The 24,251-nt window shown below is 39.0% G+C and carries 10 protein-coding genes, 4 tRNA genes and 7 rRNA genes; 7 read left to right on the top strand and 14 right to left on the bottom strand.

Features of this window, described 5'->3' with window-relative positions:
• The first annotated feature begins 91 nt into the window (after positions 1–91).
• Positions 92–1,348, top strand: a complete 1,257-nt coding sequence (locus ALGA_RS10560) for a hypothetical protein (protein WP_145957611.1) — start codon at positions 92–94, stop codon at positions 1,346–1,348.
• Here ALGA_RS10560 and ALGA_RS10555 read toward each other — a convergent pair.
• Positions 1,345–4,809, bottom strand: a complete 3,465-nt coding sequence (locus ALGA_RS10555; RefSeq protein ID WP_231706116.1) for a PEP/pyruvate-binding domain-containing protein — start codon at positions 4,807–4,809, stop codon at positions 1,345–1,347. The two genes, ALGA_RS10560 and ALGA_RS10555, sit on opposite strands and share 4 nt — an antisense overlap.
• Positions 4,810–5,122: 313 nt before the next feature.
• On the opposite strand from ALGA_RS10555, the gene gdhA reads away from it, so the two are divergent.
• The 6 genes from gdhA (at position 5,123) to ALGA_RS10520 (ending at position 10,117) form a co-directional block, all read left to right on the top strand.
• On the top strand, positions 5,123–6,478 hold the full coding sequence (gene gdhA, locus ALGA_RS10550; RefSeq protein ID WP_197705738.1) for an NADP-specific glutamate dehydrogenase: 1,356 nt from the start codon (positions 5,123–5,125) through the stop codon (positions 6,476–6,478).
• 141 nt (positions 6,479–6,619) lie between these two features.
• On the top strand, positions 6,620–7,510 hold the full coding sequence (locus tag ALGA_RS10545) for a CPBP family intramembrane glutamic endopeptidase (RefSeq protein WP_096429269.1): 891 nt from the start codon (positions 6,620–6,622) through the stop codon (positions 7,508–7,510).
• Between the two features lie 6 nt (positions 7,511–7,516).
• The gene (blaOXA, locus tag ALGA_RS10540; protein WP_096429268.1) at positions 7,517–8,317 is read left to right on the top strand and encodes a class D beta-lactamase; all 801 of its coding nucleotides are present in this window, start codon (positions 7,517–7,519) and stop codon (positions 8,315–8,317) included.
• 14 nt (positions 8,318–8,331) lie between these two features.
• Positions 8,332–8,793, top strand: coding sequence for a DUF2059 domain-containing protein (locus tag ALGA_RS10535; protein WP_096429267.1), 462 nt, complete (start codon positions 8,332–8,334; stop codon positions 8,791–8,793).
• Positions 8,794–8,904: 111 nt separating this feature from the next.
• Positions 8,905–9,093: a hypothetical protein gene (locus ALGA_RS10530; protein WP_145957610.1), complete on the top strand. Its 189-nt coding sequence runs from the start codon at positions 8,905–8,907 to the stop codon at positions 9,091–9,093.
• Positions 9,094–9,460: 367 nt separating this feature from the next.
• On the top strand, positions 9,461–10,117 hold the full coding sequence (locus tag ALGA_RS10520; RefSeq protein ID WP_096429264.1) for an NUDIX hydrolase: 657 nt from the start codon (positions 9,461–9,463) through the stop codon (positions 10,115–10,117).
• On the opposite strand, the gene ALGA_RS10515 is transcribed toward ALGA_RS10520, so the two are convergent.
• The 13 genes from ALGA_RS10515 to ALGA_RS10455 all read right to left on the bottom strand — a co-directional run bounded on the left by ALGA_RS10515 (position 10,109) and on the right by ALGA_RS10455 (position 24,240).
• Positions 10,109–11,524, bottom strand: coding sequence for an MltF family protein (locus ALGA_RS10515; protein WP_096429263.1), 1,416 nt, complete (start codon positions 11,522–11,524; stop codon positions 10,109–10,111). The genes ALGA_RS10520 and ALGA_RS10515 overlap by 9 nt on opposite strands.
• A 91-nt stretch (positions 11,525–11,615) precedes the next feature.
• On the bottom strand, positions 11,616–13,601 hold the full coding sequence (locus ALGA_RS10510; RefSeq protein ID WP_096429262.1) for a putative porin: 1,986 nt from the start codon (positions 13,599–13,601) through the stop codon (positions 11,616–11,618).
• 199 nt (positions 13,602–13,800) lie between these two features.
• Positions 13,801–13,911 (bottom strand): 5S ribosomal RNA (rrf, locus tag ALGA_RS10505).
• A gap of 103 nt (positions 13,912–14,014) precedes the next feature.
• Positions 14,015–16,889: ribosomal RNA gene (locus ALGA_RS10500) — 23S ribosomal RNA — on the bottom strand.
• A 118-nt stretch (positions 16,890–17,007) separates the two neighbouring features.
• Positions 17,008–17,081, bottom strand: a tRNA-Ala gene (locus ALGA_RS10495).
• Positions 17,082–17,169: 88 nt separating this feature from the next.
• Positions 17,170–17,243, bottom strand: a tRNA-Ile gene (locus ALGA_RS10490).
• A 143-nt stretch (positions 17,244–17,386) separates the two neighbouring features.
• Positions 17,387–18,906, bottom strand: a 16S ribosomal RNA gene (locus ALGA_RS10485).
• 1,409 nt (positions 18,907–20,315) lie between these two features.
• Positions 20,316–20,426, bottom strand: a 5S ribosomal RNA gene (gene rrf, locus ALGA_RS10480).
• Positions 20,427–20,555: 129 nt separating this feature from the next.
• Positions 20,556–20,666, bottom strand: a 5S ribosomal RNA gene (gene rrf, locus ALGA_RS10475).
• A 131-nt stretch (positions 20,667–20,797) separates the two neighbouring features.
• A 5S ribosomal RNA gene (gene rrf, locus ALGA_RS10470) occupies positions 20,798–20,908 on the bottom strand.
• A 103-nt stretch (positions 20,909–21,011) separates the two neighbouring features.
• A 23S ribosomal RNA gene (locus tag ALGA_RS10465) occupies positions 21,012–23,886 on the bottom strand.
• Together the 16S, 23S and 5S rRNA genes with 4 tRNA genes alongside form the textbook arrangement of a ribosomal RNA operon.
• Positions 23,887–24,004: 118 nt before the next feature.
• A tRNA-Ala gene (locus tag ALGA_RS10460) sits at positions 24,005–24,078 on the bottom strand.
• 88 nt (positions 24,079–24,166) lie between these two features.
• Positions 24,167–24,240, bottom strand: a tRNA-Ile gene (locus ALGA_RS10455).
• Between the last annotated feature and the right edge of the window lie 11 nt (positions 24,241–24,251).

Here is a 24,251-nt window from a genome sequence, read left to right as displayed (position 1 = left end):
ATTATATTTCGCATTCTGAAATTTTAATTAAAAGGTAAATTGTAATATCTTTCGACTTGAAGTAATTATAGAGAATAATTACTGATAATCAATGTTAATAACGGTAACTGTTACCGTAACCATTCCATTTATATCACAATATAGCTGCCCCTTACGAATGAATATTTCCGAAGCAGAAAAACAAAAACTAATTCATAAAATAATAAATGACAAGACGTTTTCGAGATCGGAAATGCTCCGGGACCTGTTGTCCTATTTGTTCAAAGCTCATCAAAATGGTGAGAAAGTAAAAGCAATTAACATTGCCATAGATCTCCTGCAGCGAAAAGGTGAATTAAAAGAAAATGACGAAACTATTGCCAGGGTTTACATGCATAAATTACGAACCAAACTGGTCGATTATTACAATAAGGAAGGTAAAACAGAAAAAGTCATTATCGAAATACCCAAAGGAAAATACGAACTGATTTTTCAATCGGCTACTAATGGAAAGAACAAATCGCCAAAATCAGTGCCTTTTAAAACAGTTCTCTATTTAGCTTCTCTGTTGCTTCTTTTAAACCTGACGATTCTTGCGCTATTTTATGGATTCCCGAAGCATAAACCTCAAAATCCTATTTGGGCAGAATACCTAAGCGATCAAGAAGATATCAACCTAATGCTTGCCAATCCATTTTTTTATACCATTCGAAATTTAGAAAATGATTCTACTTTCGTCGTACGAAATTTCAATATTAATTCGGAAGAAGAGCTAGCCAAATCACCCATACTATTTTCACAAGATAAATATGAGAACAAGGAAAGTGACATTTCCTATTTCGCAAACAATAATGTAAGCTCATTGCCAGCGCTGTTTAAGGCATTGTGCACCACCAGCAATAAAATCCACTTAAAATCAGGTGATAAGATTAATCTAGAAAACATTAAGGCCAACAATACCATTGCTATTACCTCACTCAAATCAATTGGCATATTCAGGGAATTTTTAACTCAAACTTCAATAAGAATACCGCATAAAAATAGCCTCAGCCTTTCGTTGATTACAGAAACAGATACGCTGAATTATTCAGCGATTAAAGCCTATGATGATTTTTATACTGACTATGCGTTTATTGTAAAAGTTCCAACTCCAAATGGTAAGGTTCTATCTATTCTTTCCGATTCACACTCCATTGGAAATAAAGGACTGATGGAATTAATTACAAGTGATAATTTAGAAAAAGTAATCCTTTCAAAATACCCGCAAAATAAAGATTTTCCAACCTATTTTGAACTACTCGTAAAAGTATCTGGATATCAAGAACAAAATTTAAACACTGAAATAATTCACTTTAAATCACTTGATTAAACTCTATTTTCCCAACTAACAACAGCGAGTCTCTTTTTGCCATCCATTTTAATCGTCAACGGTTTTTTAAATTGTACATGGCGAACAGCACCATACTCTCCAATTAATTTCTGCTTTTTTAGAGTTTGATAATCGATAAAAGAAGAATCGGAATGATGATGAATAGAGCTGTACCCAATATTCATTGAAGTAACATTGTGGAAAAAGTGAGATCCTGACGACGCTTCCAATGGATAATCCTCGAAGCTTGTTTCTACAATTAATTTTGAGAACGAGATATCATTCCATTTCACAGGAATTCCAATCCATCTGTCGCGTGTTCCCCAACGACCAGGCCCAATCAAAACATAACGCGTGCCCTTTTCTCTCATTTCCTGATTTATTTTTGAGATCGTTTCAGCAATTTCAACGGTCAGATCCTTCTTGAATAATTCAGGAGCAATGTAAACAACATCAACAATATCATCGACCAATCCATTCCCCATACTCATTTCAGAAATCATCAAAAGCTTGTTTCTGTCAATTTCATTCAAATCAATATTATAATCATCAATATTGCCAACTAAAGGCTTAATCTGAAGAAGATAAAACGACGCTTTCCCTTCTTTATCTTTCGTTAAATCAACGGCAAACTCTATCTCTATTGGAGAGCCCATCGCTTCTTTAATGATGTCCAAGACAAGTTCTATTGTTTTTGCCAGAGGAATGAAATTGTATTTCAGAATATTGGCAAAATTGATAATTCTGGGTCCCATAACATCCAATCCAGGACTTATTGTATCACTAAGGGAATTGTAAACGGAAGCACAATGAATTAAATTACCATGCTCTTCCGCTTCATCAATATCCAAACGAATTAATCCTGCCGTATCACCTTCCAAAAGATTTAGATCCTTTTTATTAAGGTCAACAGCGTAAAATTCTATTTGCGAATTTTTAAATTGATCTTTCGCAGTGTTATTCTCAATAGTTGGGAAAACAGGAGAAAATCGAAATGCTTTTTCGCCATCTACCACATATTTACCCAAACCAACGCCAATCACTGCATAACCTTCTTCCGGTTTCATATGGCCAAAAGGATAGTAATTATACGACTGAGCTACTCCCGAAATGTGAGGGTAAAAAGTAGATTCATATTGATTCCCTGCGACTTCCTGTATCACTACAGCCATTTTTTCTTCCTCAATTTTATAATTCATTGCAGAGACATTCAATTTTGAATCATCGGAAAAGATGGAAGCGTAAACCAACTTCACAGCATCGGTAACCTGCTTAACCCGCGTATTTAAATCAGGATGATTGTTAGGCACAAGATAGGTTTGAAAAACTCCTGCTACCGGTTGAAGCAATGAATCTTCGAACAATCCAGAAGATCTTATAGCCAAAGGTTTTTCAAAATTGATCAGCATGATTCTAATTTTCTGAACCAGACGTTGGGTTAATTCTGCATCCAAAAAAAGTCGCTGAATCTGCTCAAAATCATCCATATCCTTAATACGATCCAGCAAATTATTTCGATCTATAAATGATTCGTATTCGTCGACTCCAATTACAGCAGTCATAGGAGCTTTTATGTTGATCCCGGGAACAAACCGACTCAAATTCAGATTAAAAAGCATGGAGTTAATAAAAGCAAGTCCCCTTCCTTTTCCTCCCAGCGAACCGGTAGATAGGGTGACTATATTATTTGCATTAAGAGCAAGATCGGCATTAAACTCAACAACCTTCCCCTTATTTTTTTCGTTCCGATAATTCTGAATTATATTGATTAAATAATCCCGAACATCTTCAGCCGATTTAAAATCTGTAATATGATAAGGTGCTATCATTTTAGCAATTCGAATTTCTCCACGAGCCATTAACCACAAAGAAAAATGATTTTTTTTGGCATGATAAACCAAAGATTCCCCTGGAATATGATACAAATAGTCTTCAAACTCTTTTAAAGATTTTGCCGTAGCAATTTCCTTTCCTCCGGCATCTTTGTAAACAAAGTCTCCAAAGCCCAAAAACTGACGAATAAACAAGCGTATATCCCCTCTAAGCGTTTCTGAATTTTTATCGATAAAGCTAGCTTTAAGTTGATACGCATGAGCTGCATTAGATACATCTGAAGATTGAAGTATAACAGGCATATTAGGATATTCTCCTTTAATCTCCTTTACCAAACTAATCCCTGCATCGTCTAAAAACACACCATCTTTCTTAAACTTCACATCAGAAATTAAACACAACAAATACTCTCGATACTGGTAATAAATATTCATTGCTTCTTCGTAATTCGAGGCCAGTAATATTTTAGGACGAGCCCGTAACCGAAGTATTTTATACTGAGCATCGGTACTCACATCATCAATTATCCGCTGGGTTTGAGCTAAAACACTCTGATAAAGCATTGGCATATATCTTGAATAATATTTCGCCGAATCTTCAACTAATAAAATTACCCGTGCCAATCCAATCTTGGTATCATTTCCCACATTCACTTTATCTTCCAAACTTTTTATCATGGCAAAGAAAACCTGAGATTCTCCATTCCATACAAATATTTTATCGACACTTACCAGTTCTGCCCGTTGCTCCTCGAACAAGGCAATATCAGCATCGTTATTCAGCAATAAAAAAATAGATATATATGGAAATTCCTTTTTAATTCGTTCACTTAAACCAATTGGCGTTTTTTTATCCACTCCAACCATTAATATAATCATATCGAAATGCTTGGAATGCAATTGTTCCATAGTCTCTTCCAGAGTAGACACACCTGTGACTCTAGGCATTGATGTTAAATTCAACTGGTGATACTCGCTGGATATTTGTTCCGAAAAGCGTCCTTCCCGTTCAATGCAATAAGCATCGTATAAATTCGCCACCAACAATATTTCCTTTACTTTAAAGGGCATTAAATCATGATAAATATCCCGGTCGGCATTATTCTTATTCAGGAAATCCTGTAATAATTTACGATTGGTAACCGGAACGTAAGGGCCAATTATTTCCTTTTTTTTAGGATCAATTTTCTTTGTCGGACTTAGTAATTCCTTTCCGGTTTCACTATTGATATATCCAACAATAATATTACCAATATTCTCAATCAAATGTCTTTCTTCTTTCAAAAAAGGGCCTTCATCCTGAGGTGGAAATTTTTTCACATAACAAACCTCAATTCGCCCGCTACGCTTATGAATCGTTAAAAACTCATGTGTAATTGTCCATTGGGAAAGACGAAATCCGGGGCTTAAATATTCTTGCCCGTCAAAAATAATTCGGGCAACAGTGAACTCAGGATATTGCCATGCTTTAGGAAGGATAAAGCAAATTTGCTGTAAAGTATCCTCAATGGATTTTCCTTCCTTGATAATACTTGTTGTTTGATTAATTGCTGACAGCTCTTTTAAACGCTCAATATTTTCGGCTATAATCTTACTGATTCCCTGATCTTTACCCGGATTTGATTCCATACATTTTTGATTTACTTACGTAGATACATTAAAAATTGTAAAAAAATCTTGGTGATTTGACTACTGTTTGTAGGCTCTTTTAAATTTAAACAATTTAAACGAAATCTAAACCCTTGACCTTGAGGGATTTCTTTTTTACCTTTAAATATGATCGCAGTTAAACCGTTTTGAATTCAAAAACGGTATCATGCAGATTAGTATTTGACCATCAATATCACCTGATAGAGATTCTTGCAAATACGAATCGGTATTATTCGCGCTTGCGTTCATTCACACCCAGTGTAATTCATGTCTAACTTAAACATTCATTACCATGACTACTATGTTAAAGGCTCCTTCCAGTAAGGAATTTATGGACAAATTAAAAAGTAGAACACCAGGAGAAATTGAATTTCATCAGGCTGTTCACGAAGTGGTGGAGTCATTGCTTCCCTTTTTAGAGGAAAACCCAAGGTACAAAACAGCCAAAATCCTCGAACGGATTTCAGAGCCGGAAAGAATCTTGATTTTTAGGGTTCCTTGGGTTGATGACAAGGGGGAAATTCAGGTGAATCGTGGATACCGTATTGAAATGAACAGTGCAATTGGTCCATACAAAGGGGGATTGCGTTTTCACCCAACAGTAAACTTAGGAATTCTAAAATTTCTCGCATTCGAACAAGTTTTTAAAAACAGCTTAACTACACTTCCAATGGGAGGTGGAAAAGGAGGTTCGGACTTTGATCCTAAGCAAAAATCAGACGGTGAAGTGATGCGGTTCTGCCAAAGCTTTATGACAGAACTTTGCAGACACATTGGCCCGAATACAGATGTTCCTGCCGGAGATATTGGTGTTGGGGGTAGAGAAATTGGATATCTATTTGGTCAGTACAAAAGACTTCGTAATGAGTTTACCGGCGTTTTAACTGGCAAAGGTGCCGAATGGGGAGGAAGTGTAATTCGTCCGGAAGCAACAGGATATGGTAATGTATACTTTGCAGAAGAGATGCTAAAAACCAAAAATGACAGTCTGAAAGGAAAAATCGTAACTGTTTCTGGCTCTGGAAATGTTGCTCAGTTTACTGTCGAAAAAGTAAATGAATTAGGTGGTAAAGTGGTCACTCTCTCCGATTCTTCAGGATTTATTCATGATCCGGATGGGATTGACGGTGAGAAACTCACTTTCGTGATGAGACTTAAAAATATTAAACGAGGTCGAATTGAGGAATATGCCAAGAAATATGGCGTAGGTTATTATCCAAATAAAAGGCCTTGGACTGTGAAGTGCGATGTTGCTTTACCAAGTGCTACTCAAAATGAAATAAATGCTGAAGAAGCACAAATTTTGATCGATAATGGTTGCATTTGTGTTTCGGAAGGAGCAAATATGCCTTCCACTCCTGAAGCCGTGGATATTTATCTTGAAAATGAAATTCTGTATGGACCTGGCAAGGCTGCAAATGCTGGTGGTGTTGCGGTTTCAGGATTAGAAATGTCGCAGAATGCCATGCGTTTAAGCTGGACTCGCGAGGAGGTTGACAATCATTTGAAACGGATTATGAAGGATATCCATACTGCTTGTGTTAAATATGGAAAATCTTCGAATGGATTTGTGAATTACGTAAATGGCGCAAATATTGGTGGATTTGTAAAAGTAGCGAATGCCATGATTGCTCAGGGCGTAGTTTAGGTATTAAATCAAATAAATAATGGGTTGTCTTTTAAGGACAACCTTTTTTTTGTGCCAAAATAAACGAATCAATATATCTCATTTACTTTCATAATATCAATATTTTGTTAATTTTACCCTCCCAAACCAAAACCCATTTTGATGAACCCAACAATCAAAGAGCCAGCAATTAAAAGAGGATGGCTTCGAGCACTTCTAATTATCATTCCATTCCTGATCGTAAGTGTGATTTTTCAAGTCATCGGAGCCTTTATCTGGGCTGTCATTTCAAAAGACAATATTTTAGAGATCTTAAAAAATATATCAGAAATTTCTAGCCTTGGATTTTTAGTAATTCAAGTATTTTCAACAATTGGCACTTTTCTTCTCATTTGGATCTATACAAGATTCATTGATCGAAAGAAAATAATTGACCTAGGCTTTTCTTTTAAAAAGAGAACAAAAGATATTCTTTACGGATTATTTGCAGGTTTTATTATGATGGGAGTAGGAAGTCTAATTCTATATTTTTCGGGAAACTTAACGTTTGGTTCCATTACTTTTAATTTGATCGCATTAGCTCAGTCAGTCTTACTATTTATTTTAGTTTCAATAAACGAGGAAATATTTGTAAGAGGATATCTACTTCGAAATTTTATGGATTCTATGAACAGATATGTAGCTTTAATTGTATCCGCCCTTATATTTATGGCGATTCATCTAATGAATCCAAACGTTTCACTTGTAGGACTGACCAATATTTTCATTGCAGGATTACTCTTGGGAATTGGCTATATTTTCACGAAAAATCTATGGTTCCCTTTAGCTCTTCATTTTAGCTGGAATTTTTTCCAGGGTCCAATTTTCGGATTCGAAGTTAGCGGAACAAATTCCTCCTCGCTAATTTCGCACAGCATTCAAGGGAATGAAATTCTTACCGGTGGACAATTTGGTTTGGAAGGATCAATTATTGCCACAATACTATGTTCTCTCGGAATTCTATTGTTTTGGATGATTTACAAGAAACAGGACATTGTATCAACAGCAAACTAGTTTATCATGAAAAACTTGCTTTCATTTTCTTTATTGTTTGTCCTTTTTGCTTGTTCTAAGCAACCAAATTCAATTTTGAACAAATATTCCTCCTCCGATTTAGAACGTATTTTCAAATCAGAAAATATAAAAGGCTGTTTTACAATTTATGATTTAAGAAATGATGCTAAATTAAGTTTTAAGGAGGAACGATTAGACTCTGCATTTCTACCAGCTTCTACATTCAAAATTATCAATTCGATGATTGCCTTGGAAACTGAAGTGATTACAGATGAAAACGAAATGATTAAATGGGATAGCATCGATCGTAGCTACGACAATTGGAATAGGGATCAAAATCTGGAAAGTGCATTAAAATATTCTACTGTTTGGGCTTATCAGGAACTGGCTCGAAGAATTGGCGAAGAAAGAATGAAGTATTGGGTAGAAGCATCCAATTACGGAAACAAAAATATAAATGGAGGCATTGATGTTTTCTGGTTAAGAGGAGACATTAGAATAAGTCCCAATCAACAAATCGATTTCTTGAAGAAACTATATCTCAACCAGCTTCCATTTTCACAGAAAAATCAAGAAATTGTAAAAAAAATAATGATAGTTGACCAAACAGCTAATTATACGATTAGAGCAAAAACAGGCTGGGCTGTGCGAATCGACGATCAAATTGGCTGGTATGTAGGATATCTCGAAAGAGCGGGGAATGTATATTTTTTCTCTATTAATATTGATATTAAAAATTCAAATGATGCTGCAAAAAGGAAAATCCTAGTTTCTAAAATTCTAGATCATCTTCAATTAACTAAATAAGAAAAGTAAAATCTATGAAAAATATACTATTGTTTTTATTTCTAATTCTTTCGGCATCAACATTCGCCTCTACAACGCAAGATTCCATCACTTACGAAAAAGATTTGAAATACCTGTTTCAAATTAACGGAGAACAAGCCAGTTATCAAAAATCAATTAAAGTGATGATTGTTGAGCTAAAAAAACATGAATCAAATGTTCCTGAAACCTATTGGGCTAAAGCCGAAGTTGAATTCGTTGATGATTTAATGAATATGCTTATTCCGATATACAGACAGAATCTTTCTCATGATGATATAAAGGCAATGATTGATTTTTACCAAACAGTTGCAGGAAAAAGAATTGCTGAAAAATTACCAAAAATAGCTACCGAAAGTATGCAGGCAGGAATGTCTTGGGGACAATCAATTGGCGAAAAAATAAGAGCTGATATTGAACGTAAAGGCTTTAAAATCAGATTGCCATTTACTCCGTAAATTTACATTTATATCCAAACTTAGGATGCTAAAACAAGAAGCTAAACTGAATTAAATCATTTCTTAAACAACAGATTATTGATGCTTTTTGGGGTTACTAAAACGAACCCAATGAATAGTATATTCACACCCAACAAAAACTATCACCTAACCAAAAAGCAAATTGGCTATGTTCCCCACAAGCAAGCTAAGGAGGAAGATTATCAAAGAATTGGTTTCATGTGCAGGCTTGGACACGTTAACAAACCTGTTTATCCGACCCTAAAAAGAGCAATAGAGAAAAAAGTAAAGTATTCATGACTATCCAAACGCCGGGTTCAGTAGGCGCTACAGGAATCAATTTTCGATCAATAGACATAGTTCCACTCGCTAATTTGTTACCCGCAGCTGCCGATATAAAATTAGCTTGGACTCTTGGTCAAACGACTAGTCGTAATAAGATGATTGAATTAACAATGAAACAACTAAGAGAAAACCATACAATGGATATCTAGTATATCAGATGGGGGTTTCGGAAGTAGAACAGTTTGTTAAAAACTTAAGAAAGTAGTTTAAACCCGAACAAAACCGGAGTTTATTTTTACTCTTGAGTAAAGAATAATATTTTTTTTTATATTCAGAGGGAAACATTATTATTATCTTTGAGTACTATTAGAAAAAAGTCTTTATGAGCATATTAGAAACAATAATGGACCTTGAGCAATTTACCAGCATTTTAAATGCTGATCTAAATAATGGACTACCTGGCTTCGATGCTCAAAACCTAATGTCCCCGTCAATACGAGAACATGCTTTAAAAACCAGTGATCCGAGTATTGCCAGAGATAGCAGCGTGTTACTTCTTTTTTATCTAAAAAATGGTCAATTACACCTTCCCCTTATAAAACGAACCACCGGAAACACAAATCATAGTGGACAAATAAGTTTACCAGGCGGAAAATATGAAGAAAGTGATGCCAACCGAACCATAACGGCAGTTCGCGAAACAAATGAGGAACTTGGTGTTGAATGTGAAAAAATAAAGATCTTAGGTTTTTTGACTGAACTCTATATTCCTGTAAGTAATTTTATGGTTTTACCCGTGCTCGGATATTGCGAAAAAAGACCTGATTTCACATTGAACGAATTTGAAGTTGAAGAAATTATTGAAATGCCTGTTGTTCAACTTTTTGCAGAAGATAATATTGGCGAATTTACTATTGAGAAGGATGGTTTCAAAATTCATGCTCCGTATTTTCCCGCCCAGGAACACAAAATATGGGGCGCGACAGCAATGATTTTATCCGAGTTAAGAGAGATTTTCCTACGGTCCGGATTAATTTAATAAAACGATATTCTGATAATTATTATAACGCTCTAAAATCTTAATTACATACTGATAAGGTTCTGATCCACGACAGTATCCGTACTTTACAACAGGATCATTAAAAAACTCTGGCTTGGATTTATTCAATAAATAGTAGTCAACACTTCCTTTCCACTGATCTGGATTTTTACCATTTTTTACTGCCAAACGTCTTGCATCTAATACATGTCCTAAACCAACATTATAAGATGCAAGTACAAAATTCAATTCATCAGTCTTATCGGTTAAAATCTTATTTAGTTTATACTTCAAATATTTCAAGTGTCTCACTCCAGCATCCACATTATCTATGGCTGATGAAAGAGAATCCACATCATAACGATAAGCTGTTTCAGGCATCAATTGCATTAAACCAAATGCACCAACCCAAGATTGTGCTTTAGGATCAAAATTCGATTCCTGAGATATCAGAGCAGCTAGTAATCTCCAATCCCAATCAATCATTTTAGCTTTCTCCTTTAAAAGATCGTCGTAATCCGAAATCTTACCACTTTTCACAGTAAAATATTCACTTTGCATCATTTTCTCTATACGGCTACTTTCAAAATATCTTTGATAAATTCTTCTGTATTTTTTTGTCTTTTGGAATTCCATTAACCAGATATTAATATCATGAGTTAAATGATTTGCCCCCTTGCGCAGAGCCCATGCCAAATTTTGAGGAACACTGACACTAGTTTTAAAATTGACATTCGGATAATAGGTCGAATTAACCAAGGCTACATTTTCATCAGCAACTGTATAGTCAATCTCACCGTTGGCCACCATCGCAATAAGTTCTTCCATTTCCACATTTTCAATAGCAACTATATCAATAGGTAAAGCCATTTCTCCAGATAGTTTGAGTAAATGTTCCTCAAATGAAGAACCTGCCTGAACTTGAATGCGTTTACCTTCCAAATCGTTTGAAGTTCTAATAAAACCGATAGAATCTTTCAATGGGTGTCTCTGAATTACAACTTGTGGTGACTGACTATGAGGAATCGTAAAATTAAATTTCTCCATACGATCAGGAGTAACAGCTAAATTCATTCCCAATAAGTCAACATCACCCTGTTCCAGTGATGCAAAAGAAGATATTAGATCATTATTGACTGTCAATTCTAATTTAACGCCCAAATGATCGGCAAGAGCCTCCAGCATTTCATATTGAAATCCCATGGCGTGCCCTTTATATATGAAATAGTTGGTTGAATTATAATCCGTTACCACACGAAGAACACCTCTTAGCTTCACGTGTTTTAATTCCACAACAGGTTTTTCCTCAATTTGCAACCGAACCCTTTCACGGTTTTGATTACAGGTTTGAAGAAATATCATGAAAATTAAGGGTATAATTAATTTTAAATATTTTATTCCAGACATAACTTTTTCCTTATCCTATGAGAAATTAGAAAAAAACAGATCTCTAACCTAGAAATATTTGATTCCTGTTCTTGGCTATTTCAATAAATTCTTAATCGTAAAATGTCCATATTAGTCCATATTTTAACATGGCTGGATTGAGAGGATAGTGAGGAGACCCAAAATAACTTTTACTTCCAATTGATGAGTTCATATGCTCATACATAACAAAGATACGTGTTCGCTTAATTCGAAAGTTAAAGTAGAGGTCAACCTTAGGATAATCACCAATTTCCTTTTGATTTTGCAAAAAGAACTGTCCTGTGGAAGGCATATAATCAGGAGCATAAAATGCTGTATTGTAATGTACAGCAAATCCTACTTGAAGACCGAGTGCACCACTAAAAAATGTATTTTTATAATAGTTATTACTATAGATTGAAAAAGTTGGTAATGGCAAAATTCTATCCTCAGATACTTTTTGACCAACTAACTTTTGGTTTAGATAAAAGTTTCCTAATTTGAATCTTTTTTCTAAATATCCGGTTAAAACCGTAATTCCTTTTCCTGTTTGTTTTGGTGTTGCATCCAATCCAAAATAGGTATAATTGTCAATTTGGTTAATTTGCCCACCAATTTTTAGATGTCTTTTCTCATTAAAATATTCAAATCCAAGCTCTAATTCATTGATTTTATCAAAATTCGAATTCCACTGTTGGTGATTGCCGTAATACTTAGAAACCAAAAAATCAGGTGTTTTAGAATCCAATTTTGCAATTACCGAAACTCCATGTTGAATTGAATCTTTATCGCCAATCCATTTTGTTAATTCATATTTTAAATTAAAATCATTCTGATTATACCCTTCAAATACATATGTTCCGGTAACATTCCAATTAAACGACGATCCTACCGTACTAAACAAACTAGCAAGAAGTTGATTATTGTGAACTTTTGTATCCTTTTGCTTCAGTGCAATTTCATTGGTAATTAATCTAGAGTTGTACTTGCCAAAATCACTTATAATCCCAAATCTAGCTCCCAATCGAATCCATTTGTTTTTATTTTCATTAAAAACAATCTGAAAGGTATTTTTCACATTAGAATACTCAACTTTATCAAATGTATTCTCAGTATCGTAATAGGAATTTACGTAGAAAGAATCAACCTCCGATATTGCTTCACGAAACCTTCTACTATCCGATTCATACTTCAAACTATAAACTAAATCAATTGGATAAATATAAGACGTATCCTTCTCTTGAACAACTTCTCTTTCTTCACCAATACCATAAGTATTGTTCATAAAAAAGTTGAAATTGGTTAATTTGCTTTTGGCATCATCAAGATTAACTTTCAAATTTTCCGAATCTTCGCTCCCCTCAGTTAAATCAATATCCTCATTCAACCCACCATTCTCCTCGTTGCTGAGACGATTTTGATTCAGAACAAAATCAAAACCATAACGTTCCTTTTTATAAGTTGAGAAAAAGCTGAAATCATACAATTTAGTTTTCTGATTTTGATATTGACCATCACTGGATATCAAATTATAACTAAGACCAACATTCCAATTAGGACTAATATTCTGTGTATGTAATACTTTTAACAAGTTTTCTGATTGTCCTTTAGGCCCACCTGTCTCATAATAAACACTCGTATAAGGTGTTGTCGTATTAAAAAACACAACATCTTCCGGCTTAAGCATGTACGCCCTATATGTAGAAAAAAACAGAAACTGTTCAGAACTTAAACGATCTTTATAAATATTAGTTTGATATGGAGAACCTAAATTCCCCAAATAAGAATTAGAAATACTTTTCTTAAATATTGGATTGTAATTGTGTTGCAATCCTAATAGTGTATCCAAATCAATTAATTCCTTACTGGTCGAATAATCTGAAAGTCTCCAGCTCTTAATTACAGATTTGACATCATTATAGCCCAAACTGTCTAGCTCGTTACCATCCTTTTTATTCTTACTTCGATTCCCTAACTGATCACTTTGAGAATCACCGGGTCCACCCATATATACCTGAGAATAGGATTCCAAGTAAAGACAAGTTAAAACTGATAAAAGTATAAAGAATTGTTTCATAGCCAACAAAGATAAACAAACTGTTATTAAGTTGAATGGATTGACTTAAAATATAGGTTAAAAAACCTTAGTAAGAGTTAAAGAAAAACATTTAGTATTAACATAGAATTGTAATCGATCCGATTTCATAAGTTATCTTATAAAATATAGGATACAACAAAAAAGAGTCTTACTCCTAGTTGGAATAAGACTCTTTAAAAGTTGGCGTCGACCTACTCTCCCACCAGTCGGCAGTACCATCGGCGCAATCGGGCTTAACTTCTCTGTTCGGAATGGGAAGAGGTGGAACCCCGATGCAATAGACACCTAAAATCATTAATCTATATTGGACCATAGCCCTCAAGATAATATCATAGACATATCGAAAAATTAAAGCAAAAATAACATTGAAAAGATTCAATGATGAACCTCGCACTCAGAAGTATTAGGGTAATTAGTATTGCTCGGCTTTGGTGTCACCACCTTTACACCTGCAACCTATCAACGTCGTAGTCTCCAACGACCCTTAAAGGAAATCTCATCTTGAGGTAGGCTTCGTGCTTAGATGCTTTCAGCACTTATCCCTTCCGAACGTAGCTACTCTGCAATGCAGCTGGCGCCACAACAGATGCACTAGAGGTTCGTCCAACCCGGTCCTCTCGTACTAGAGTCAGATCCTCTCAAATTTCCAACGCCCACAACAGATAGGGACCGAACTGTCTCACGACGTTCTGAACCCAGCTCGCGTGCCACTTTAATGGGCGAACAGCCCAACCCTTGGGACCTTCTCCAGCCCCAGGATGTGACGAGCCGACATCGAGGTGCCAAACCGCTCCGTCGATATGAGCTCTTGGGAGCGATCAGCCTGTTATCCCCGGCGTACCTTTTATCCTTTGAGCGATGGCCCTTCCATACGGAACCACCGGATCACTATGCTCTACTTTCGTACCTGATCGACTTGTCTGTCTCACAGTCAAGCACCCTTGTGCCATTGCACTCTACACACGATTACCAAACGTGTTGAGGGTACCTTTAGAAGCCTCCGTTACTCTTTTGGAGGCGACCACCCCAGTCAAACTACCCACCACACACTGTCCGTCGTTAGACGTTAGACTCCAGATAAGCAAAGGGACGTATTTCAAGGTTGACTCCACAACCCCTAGCGAGGCCGCTTCGTAGTCTCCGTCCTATCCTACACATTACTTACCCAAAATCAATGTGAAGCTGCAGTAAAGGTGCACGGGGTCTTTCCGTCCCGTTGCGGGTAATCGGCATCTTCACCGATACTACAATTTCACCGAGCTCATGGCTGAGACAGTGCCCAGATCGTTACACCATTCGTGCAGGTCGGAACTTACCCGACAAGGAATTTCGCTACCTTAGGACCGTTATAGTTACGGCCGCCGTTTACTGGGGCTTCATTTCAATGCTTCGCCGAAACTAACATCTCCACTTAACCTTCCAGCACCGGGCAGGTGTCAGGCCTTATACTTCAACTTTCGTTTTTGCAAAGCCATGTGTTTTTGATAAACAGTCGCCTGGGCCATTTCACTGCGGCTCTCATCGCTGAGAGCGTCCTTTCTCCCGAAGTTACAGGACTATTTTGCCGAGTTCCTTAGCCATGAATCACTCGAGCGCCTTAGTATACTCTACTTGACTACCTGTGTCGGTTTGAGGTACGAGCAGCACCAACCTGAAGCTTAGAGGTTTTTCTTGGAAGTAAAATTAGGCACACTATCTGCGCTGCCGTAGCATTGCAGTACTATCGACTTTCAGCTCAAGATGCGGATTTGCCTACATCTCTCATCACGTACGGTCTTCAACGAACTATTCCGTCAGTTCGCGGTGCTTTCATCTCTTCGTCACCCCATCGCAGTTGGCGCCGGTACAGGAATATTAACCTGTTGTCCATCGAGTTCGCCCTTCGGCTACCCCTTAGGTCCCGACTAACCCTGATCCGATTAGCGTTGATCAGGAAACCTTAGTCTATTGGCGTGCGGGTTTCTCACCCGCATTATCGTTACTTATGCCTACATTTGCTTTTCTAGAAGCTCCACAATGCATTACCACACTGCTTCTGCGCCGCTAGAATGCTCCCCTACCAGTTAGAATAAATTCTAAATCCATAGCTTCGGTAGTATGTTTTATGCCCGATTATCATCCATGCAAGATCGCTCGACTAGTGAGCTGTTACGCACTCTTTAAATGAATGGCTGCTTCCAAGCCAACATCCTAGCTGTCAATGCAATCTCACCTCGTTAGTTCAACTTAACATACATTTGGGGACCTTAGCTGATGGTCTGGGTTCTTTCCCTCTCGTCCATGGACCTTAGCACCCATGGGCTCACTGCCAGATATAAGTTATAGCATTCGGAGTTTGTCTGGATTTGATAGGCGGTGAAGCCCTCGCATCCAATCAGTAGCTCTACCTCTATAACTCTCGACTCTGACGCTGCACCTAAATGCATTTCGGGGAGTACGAGCTATTTCTCAGTTTGATTGGCCTTTCACCCCTACCCACAGTTCATCCCAAGACTTTTCAACGTCAACGGGTTGGGCCCTCCACTCTGGATTAACAGAGCTTCAGCCTGACCATGGGTAGATCACCAAGTTTCGCGTCTACCCCCACTAACTTTACGCCCTATTCAGACTCGCTTTCGCTTCGACTACGCACCTGAAGTGCTTAATCTCGCTAGTGAGGAGTAACTCGTAGGCTCATTATGCAAAAGGCACGCCGTCACACCCTAAAGTGCTCCGACCGCTTGTAAGCGTATGGTTTCAGGTACTATTTCACTCCTCTATTCGAGGTGCTTTTCACCTTTCCCTCACGGTACTTGTTCACTATCGGTCTCTCAGGAGTATTTAGCCTTACCGGATGGTCCCGGCAGATTCACACAGAATTTCTCGTGTTCCGCGCTACTCAGGATACTGCTAGATTCATTTTGCTTTCGTGTACGGGATTATCACCCTCTGTGATTTGTCTTTCCAAACAATTCCACTTCACGCCACTTCTCATATCGCAGTCCTACAACCCCTACATTGCCGAAACAATATAGGTTTGGGCTGATCCCCGTTCGATCGCCACTACTAGGGGAATCACTTTTGTTTTCTTCTCCTCCGGGTACTTAGATGTTTCAGTTCTCCGGGTTTGCTTCCCTTGCGGGATATCTATAAATAGATGGGTTGCCCCATTCGGAAATTCACGGGTCAAAGGTTATTTGCACCTCTCCATGACTTATCGCAGCTTATCACGTCCTTCATCGCCTCTGAGAGCCAAGGCATCCGCCATACGCTCTTAATTACTTCTTATTGTGTTAACAAAAATAAATCTCGTTACCGAAATTCATCTATGTCTCTTTACTTGTTACTTCTACTTTAATTTTGTTTCAATATGTCAAAGAACTTTAAATACACCATAGTATTTGTGTGGAGAATATCGGAGTCGAACCGATGACCTCCTGCGTGCAAGGCAGGCGCTCTAGCCAACTGAGCTAATCCCCCATATCGTTTCACTTCAATTAATAATGAATAATTAACAATTAATAATAAAATATTACCAATTATTAATTTATAATTACCAATTAAATAGTAGTCCTGCGCAGATTTGAACTGCGGACCCCTACATTATCAGTGTAGTGCTCTAACCAACTGAGCTACAGGACTAAATACCTATCAGCTTAGCGGTGAAAACACCCTAACGCTATGGGTTATGGTATAAATAAATTAATGAAAACAGTCAGTTAGGAAATACAGATAAAACCATTATCTGAATTACAATATCTATATACAATACTTCCAATCTCTAGAAAGGAGGTGTTCCAGCCACACCTTCCGGTACGGCTACCTTGTTACGACTTAGCCCCAGTTACCAATTTTACCCTAGGACGCTCCTTGCGGTTACGTACTTCAGGTCCCCTCGGCTTCCATGGCTTGACGGGCGGTGTGTACAAGGCCCGGGAACGTATTCACCGTAGCGTTGCTGATCTACGATTACTAGCGAATCCAACTTCACGGAGTCGAGTTGCAGACTCCGATCCGAACTGAGACCAGCTTTAGAGATTAGCATCCAGTCACCTGGTAGCAGCCCTTTGTACTGGCCATTGTAACACGTGTGTAGCCCTGGACGTAAGGGCCGTGCTGATTTGACGTCATCCCCACCTTCCTCTCACCTTACGGTGGCAGTCTCGCTAGAGTCCTCAGCTTAACCTGTTAGCAACTAACGATAGGGGTTGCGCTCGTTATGGGACTTAACCCGACACCTCACGGCACGAGCTGACGACAACCATGCAGCACCTTGTAAATTGCTCCGAAGAGAAGACCTATTTCTAAGCCGGTCAATCTACATTTAAGTCCAGGTAAGGTTCCTCGCGTATCATCGAATTAAACCACATGTTCCTCCGCTTGTGCGGGCCCCCGTCAATTCCTTTGAGTTTCATTCTTGCGAACGTACTCCCCAGGTGGATTACTTAATGCTTTCGCTCAGTCACGCACGGTGTATTGTGCACAACGAGTAATCATCGTTTACGGCGTGGACTACCAGGGTATCTAATCCTGTTCGCTCCCCACGCTTTCGTCCATCAGCGTCAATGTTAGTTTAGTGAGCTGCCTTCGCAATCGGTGTTCTACGTTATATCTATGCATTTCACCGCTACATAACGTATTCCGCCCACCTCAACTAAATTCAAGACTTTCAGTATCAATGGCAGTTCCAGAGTTGAGCTCTGGGATTTCACCACTGACTTAAAAGCCCGCCTACGGACCCTTTAAACCCAATAAATCCGGATAACGCTTGGATCCTCCGTATTACCGCGGCTGCTGGCACGGAGTTAGCCGATCCTTATTCTTACAGTACCTTCAGTTCACTACACGTAGCAAAGTTTATTCCTGTAAAAAAGCAGTTTACAACCCATAGGGCCGTCATCCTGCACGCGACATGGCTGGTTCAGGCTTGCGCCCATTGACCAATATTCCTCACTGCTGCCTCCCGTAGGAGTCTGGTCCGTGTCTCAGTACCAGTGTGGGGGACTATCCTCTCAGACCCCCTAAGCATCATAGTCTTGGTGAGCCGTTACCTCACCAACAAACTAATGCTACGCATGCCCATCTTTTACCTCCGAAGATTTAATATTTAAACCATGCGATTCAAATATATTATGCGGTATTAATCCAAATTTCTTTGGGCTATTCCCCAGTAAAAGGTAGGTTGCATACGCGTTACTCACCCGTGCGCCGGTCTCTAAGTAGCAAGCTACTTATACCCCTCGACTTGCATGTGTTAGGCCTGTCGCTAGCGTTCATCCTGAGCCAGGATCAAACTCTTCGTTGTAAAAAAACTTTTATTATAATTCTGCTCATGGATGTATTGAAGTTATCGTAATTTTTATTGACAAGGTTTTATTCTTGTATTTACCTAACTTGTTGTTTTCAATATTTTCAAAGAACTTGTGTCGAAAGTTTCAGCCGAAGCTGTCCGTCTCTGTTCTAAAATTTCATTTCTAAAAAGACAGTCGTTACTGTCTCTAAAAGCGAGTGCAAATATAAGGAATTAAATCCTACAACTGCAAATCTTTTTTCACTTTTATTTTCAAGCTAATTTCACTCTCAAACCCTTTGTTTCCTAGTGGCTCAGTGAGTTCGTTAACTCTTAAAGCGGGTGCAAAGATAATCGATTTAAATCAACATATCCTAATCCCAAAGCAAAAAAATTTCAAAAAAAATAAACTCCGGTTTTTGTGAGATAAAAATTACTCCTCAAATCACTCAAACCCTTGCACACCTTCCGTTGAAAGCGGTGCAAAGATAAACGATTATTTTCCCCACTTCCAAATGCTTTTTGAAACTATTTGGAAACATTCGCTTAACTATCTGGTAACCTGATGGCATATTTTGAAAATAAACTCAGAAAAGGAAACATTCACTAATGATAGCCAGGAAAACACTAGTGGCTAACAATACAAAACAGCATCCATTAGGGATAGAAGCGATATCCTTTTACCGAGGTACGAGATAAAAGATTTAGCGAATAGCCCGACCAATTACCTGTTTTTATAACTGGTAATTGGGAATGGACAGAATAAAATCAAACATCAACTTAATTAAAGAGACATCAATTAGGAATTATTTGTCCTTAATGGTCTACCTGGGAATGATAAAACAAGGAAAGGAAAGCGCGTGGGTACAAATACCTTTAAATCCTATTTGATCTTTAAAGCTATTGTAACGAACTATTTTCTATGGAAGATTGGGAAGGATAACTTACGGGTTTTATAATTGTAAAAGAGGATGCTAATAGAAATTGACTCCTTTTGTGTTTATTAGGTTGACACTCGAAGCAACACATGATCGTTAATGGCATGATTTTTCGGTTAAAAAAGAGAAGTGATCAAATAGTACCACAATAAAAATCCTATTTAGTTTGATCCAGGTCAAGTTTGAGTTGGTATCGATGTAATATTTTCGATTATCGAACGGAGTTTAACTCAAATAAAGTTTTTAAGAAGATTCTTTAAGAAGTTGTTAGACCAATTCTCTCATTCCAAATTTCTGAACATTACTATCAAAACAACATAACTTCCCAGATCTGAGAAATAATATTAAAAAACAGTCAGATTTCAATCCTAATTAACACATTCAAATCCTATCGTTTCGTATCAATATCGTCAACAAATCAAATTCGTTTTAATTTTAGTGCATAAAAAAAAGAGTCTTACTCCGCTTGGAATAAGACTCTTTAAAAGTTGGCGTCGACCTACTCTCCCACCAATCGGCAGTACCATCGGCGCAATCGGGCTTAACTTCTCTGTTCGGAATGGGAAGAGGTGGAACCCCGATGCAATAGACACCTAAAATCGTTTAATCCAATTTGACCTTAAGCCAGTATGGATTCAAATATTTTTGATTGTAAAAGAATAATCCTTCACAAGATAAAATCATAAAAAAAGAGTCTTACTCCTAGTTGGAATAAGACTCTTTAAAAGTTGGCGTCGACCTACTCTCCCACCAGTCGGCAGTACCATCGGCGCAATCGGGCTTAACTTCTCTGTTCGGAATGGGAAGAGGTGGAACCCCGATGCAATAGACACCTAAAATCGTTTAATCCAATTTGACCTTAAGCCAGTATGGATTCAAATATTTTTGATTGTAAAAGAATAATCCTTCACAAGATAAAATCATAAAAAAAAAGAGTCTTACTCCTAGTTGGAATAAGACTCTTTAAAAGTTGGCGTCGACCTACTCTCCCACCAGTCGGCAGTACCATCGGCGCAATCGGGCTTAACTTCTCTGTTCGGAATGGGAAGAGGTGGAACCCCGATGCAATAGACACCTAAAATCATTAATCTATATTGGACCATAGCCCTCAAGATAATATCATAGACATATCGAAAAATTAAAGCAAAAATAACATTGAAAAGATTCAATGATGAACCCCGCACTCAGAAGTATTAGGGTAATTAGTATTGCTCGGCTTTGGTGTCACCACCTTTACACCTGCAACCTATCAACGTCGTAGTCTCCAACGACCCTTAAAGGAAATCTCATCTTGAGGTAGGCTTCGTGCTTAGATGCTTTCAGCACTTATCCCTTCCGAACGTAGCTACTCTGCAATGCAGCTGGCGCCACAACAGATGCACTAGAGGTTCGTCCAACCCGGTCCTCTCGTACTAGAGTCAGATCCTCTCAAATTTCCAACGCCCACAACAGATAGGGACCGAACTGTCTCACGACGTTCTGAACCCAGCTCGCGTGCCACTTTAATGGGCGAACAGCCCAACCCTTGGGACCTTCTCCAGCCCCAGGATGTGACGAGCCGACATCGAGGTGCCAAACCGCTCCGTCGATATGAGCTCTTGGGAGCGATCAGCCTGTTATCCCCGGCGTACCTTTTATCCTTTGAGCGATGGCCCTTCCATACGGAACCACCGGATCACTATGCTCTACTTTCGTACCTGATCGACTTGTCTGTCTCACAGTCAAGCACCCTTGTGCCATTGCACTCTACACACGATTACCAAACGTGTTGAGGGTACCTTTAGAAGCCTCCGTTACTCTTTTGGAGGCGACCACCCCAGTCAAACTACCCACCACACACTGTCCGTCGTTAGACGTTAGACTCCAGATAAGCAAAGGGACGTATTTCAAGGTTGACTCCACAACCCCTAGCGAGGCCGCTTCGTAGTCTCCGTCCTATCCTACACATTACTTACCCAAAATCAATGTGAAGCTGCAGTAAAGGTGCACGGGGTCTTTCCGTCCCGTTGCGGGTAATCGGCATCTTCACCGATACTACAATTTCACCGAGCTCATGGCTGAGACAGTGCCCAGATCGTTACACCATTCGTGCAGGTCGGAACTTACCCGACAAGGAATTTCGCTACCTTAGGACCGTTATAGTTACGGCCGCCGTTTACTGGGGCTTCATTTCAATGCTTCGCCGAAACTAACATCTCCACTTAACCTTCCAGCACCGGGCAGGTGTCAGGCCTTATACTTCAACTTTCGTTTTTGCAAAGCCATGTGTTTTTGATAAACAGTCGCCTGGGCCATTTCACTGCGGCTCTCATCGCTGAGAGCGTCCTTTCTCCCGAAGTTACAGGACTATTTTGCCGAGTTCCTTAGCCATGAATCACTCGAGCGCCTTAGTATACTCTACTTGACTACCTGTGTCGGTTTGAGGTACGAGCAGCACCAACCTGAAGCTTAGAGGTTTTTCTTGGAAGTAAAATTAGGCACACTATCTGCGCTGCCGTAGCATTGCAGTACTATCGACTTTCAGCTCAAGATGCGGATTTGCCTACATCTCTCATCACGTACGGTCTTCAACGAACTATTCCGTCAGTTCGCGGTGCTTTCATCTCTTCGTCACCCCATCGCAGTTGGCGCCGGTACAGGAATATTAACCTGTTGTCCATCGAGTTCGCCCTTCGGCTACCCCTTAGGTCCCGACTAACCCTGATCCGATTAGCGTTGATCAGGAAACCTTAGTCTATTGGCGTGCGGGTTTCTCACCCGCATTATCGTTACTTATGCCTACATTTGCTTTTCTAGAAGCTCCACAATGCATTACCACACTGCTTCTGCGCCGCTAGAATGCTCCCCTACCAGTTAGAATAAATTCTAAATCCATAGCTTCGGTAGTATGTTTTATGCCCGATTATCATCCATGCAAGATCGCTCGACTAGTGAGCTGTTACGCACTCTTTAAATGAATGGCTGCTTCCAAGCCAACATCCTAGCTGTCAATGCAATCTCACCTCGTTAGTTCAACTTAACATACATTTGGGGACCTTAGCTGATGGTCTGGGTTCTTTCCCTCTCGTCCATGGACCTTAGCACCCATGGGCTCACTGCCAGATATAAGTTATAGCATTCGGAGTTTGTCTGGATTTGATAGGCGGTGAAGCCCTCGCATCCAATCAGTAGCTCTACCTCTATAACTCTCGACTCTGACGCTGCACCTAAATGCATTTCGGGGAGTACGAGCTATTTCTCAGTTTGATTGGCCTTTCACCCCTACCCACAGTTCATCCCAAGACTTTTCAACGTCAACGGGTTGGGCCCTCCACTCTGGATTAACAGAGCTTCAGCCTGACCATGGGTAGATCACCAAGTTTCGCGTCTACCCCCACTAACTTTACGCCCTATTCAGACTCGCTTTCGCTTCGACTACGCACCTGAAGTGCTTAATCTCGCTAGTGAGGAGTAACTCGTAGGCTCATTATGCAAAAGGCACGCCGTCACACCCTAAAGTGCTCCGACCGCTTGTAAGCGTATGGTTTCAGGTACTATTTCACTCCTCTATTCGAGGTGCTTTTCACCTTTCCCTCACGGTACTTGTTCACTATCGGTCTCTCAGGAGTATTTAGCCTTACCGGATGGTCCCGGCAGATTCACACAGAATTTCTCGTGTTCCGCGCTACTCAGGATACTGCTAGATTCATTTTGCTTTCGTGTACGGGATTATCACCCTCTGTGATTTGTCTTTCCAAACAATTCCACTTCACGCCACTTCTCATATCGCAGTCCTACAACCCCTACATTGCCGAAACAATATAGGTTTGGGCTGATCCCCGTTCGATCGCCACTACTAGGGGAATCACTTTTGTTTTCTTCTCCTCCGGGTACTTAGATGTTTCAGTTCTCCGGGTTTGCTTCCCTTGCGGGATATCTATAAATAGATGGGTTGCCCCATTCGGAAATTCACGGGTCAAAGGTTATTTGCACCTCTCCATGACTTATCGCAGCTTATCACGTCCTTCATCGCCTCTGAGAGCCAAGGCATCCGCCATACGCTCTTAATTACTTCTTATTGTGTTAACAAAAATAAATCTCGTTACCGAAATTCATCTATGTCTCTTTACTTGTTACTTCTACTTTAATTTTGTTTCAATATGTCAAAGAACTTTAAATACACCATAGTATTTGTGTGGAGAATATCGGAGTCGAACCGATGACCTCCTGCGTGCAAGGCAGGCGCTCTAGCCAACTGAGCTAATCCCCCATATCGTTTCACTTCAATTAATAATGAATAATTAACAATTAATAATAAAATATTACCAATTATTAATTTATAATTACCAATTAAATAGTAGTCCTGCGCAGATTTGAACTGCGGACCCCTACATTATCAGTGTAGTGCTCTAACCAACTGAGCTACAGGACTAAATACCTATC

The sequence above is a fragment of the Labilibaculum antarcticum genome, from assembly GCF_002356295.1.
Lineage (GTDB): Bacteria > Bacteroidota > Bacteroidia > Bacteroidales > Marinifilaceae > Labilibaculum > Labilibaculum antarcticum.
This window is presented reverse-complemented; position numbering and strand designations above follow the sequence as displayed.

Bases quoted from the DNA above. Each gene is read 5' to 3' on its own strand.
- ALGA_RS10545 (WP_096429269.1), top strand. From the start codon at position 6,620: ATGAACCCAACAATCAAAGAGCCAGCAATTAAAAGAGGATGGCTTCGA.
- ALGA_RS10530 (WP_145957610.1), top strand. From the start codon at position 8,905: ATGAATAGTATATTCACACCCAACAAAAACTATCACCTAACCAAAAAG.
- gdhA (WP_197705738.1), top strand. From the start codon at position 5,123: ATGACTACTATGTTAAAGGCTCCTTCCAGTAAGGAATTTATGGACAAA.
- ALGA_RS10535 (WP_096429267.1), top strand. From the start codon at position 8,332: ATGAAAAATATACTATTGTTTTTATTTCTAATTCTTTCGGCATCAACA.
- ALGA_RS10520 (WP_096429264.1), top strand. From the start codon at position 9,461: ATGAGCATATTAGAAACAATAATGGACCTTGAGCAATTTACCAGCATT.
- ALGA_RS10510 (WP_096429262.1), bottom strand. From the start codon at position 13,601: ATGAAACAATTCTTTATACTTTTATCAGTTTTAACTTGTCTTTACTTG.
- ALGA_RS10560 (WP_145957611.1), top strand. From the start codon at position 92: ATGTTAATAACGGTAACTGTTACCGTAACCATTCCATTTATATCACAA.
- ALGA_RS10555 (WP_231706116.1), bottom strand. From the start codon at position 4,809: ATGGAATCAAATCCGGGTAAAGATCAGGGAATCAGTAAGATTATAGCC.
- ALGA_RS10515 (WP_096429263.1), bottom strand. From the start codon at position 11,524: ATGTCTGGAATAAAATATTTAAAATTAATTATACCCTTAATTTTCATG.
- blaOXA (WP_096429268.1), top strand. From the start codon at position 7,517: ATGAAAAACTTGCTTTCATTTTCTTTATTGTTTGTCCTTTTTGCTTGT.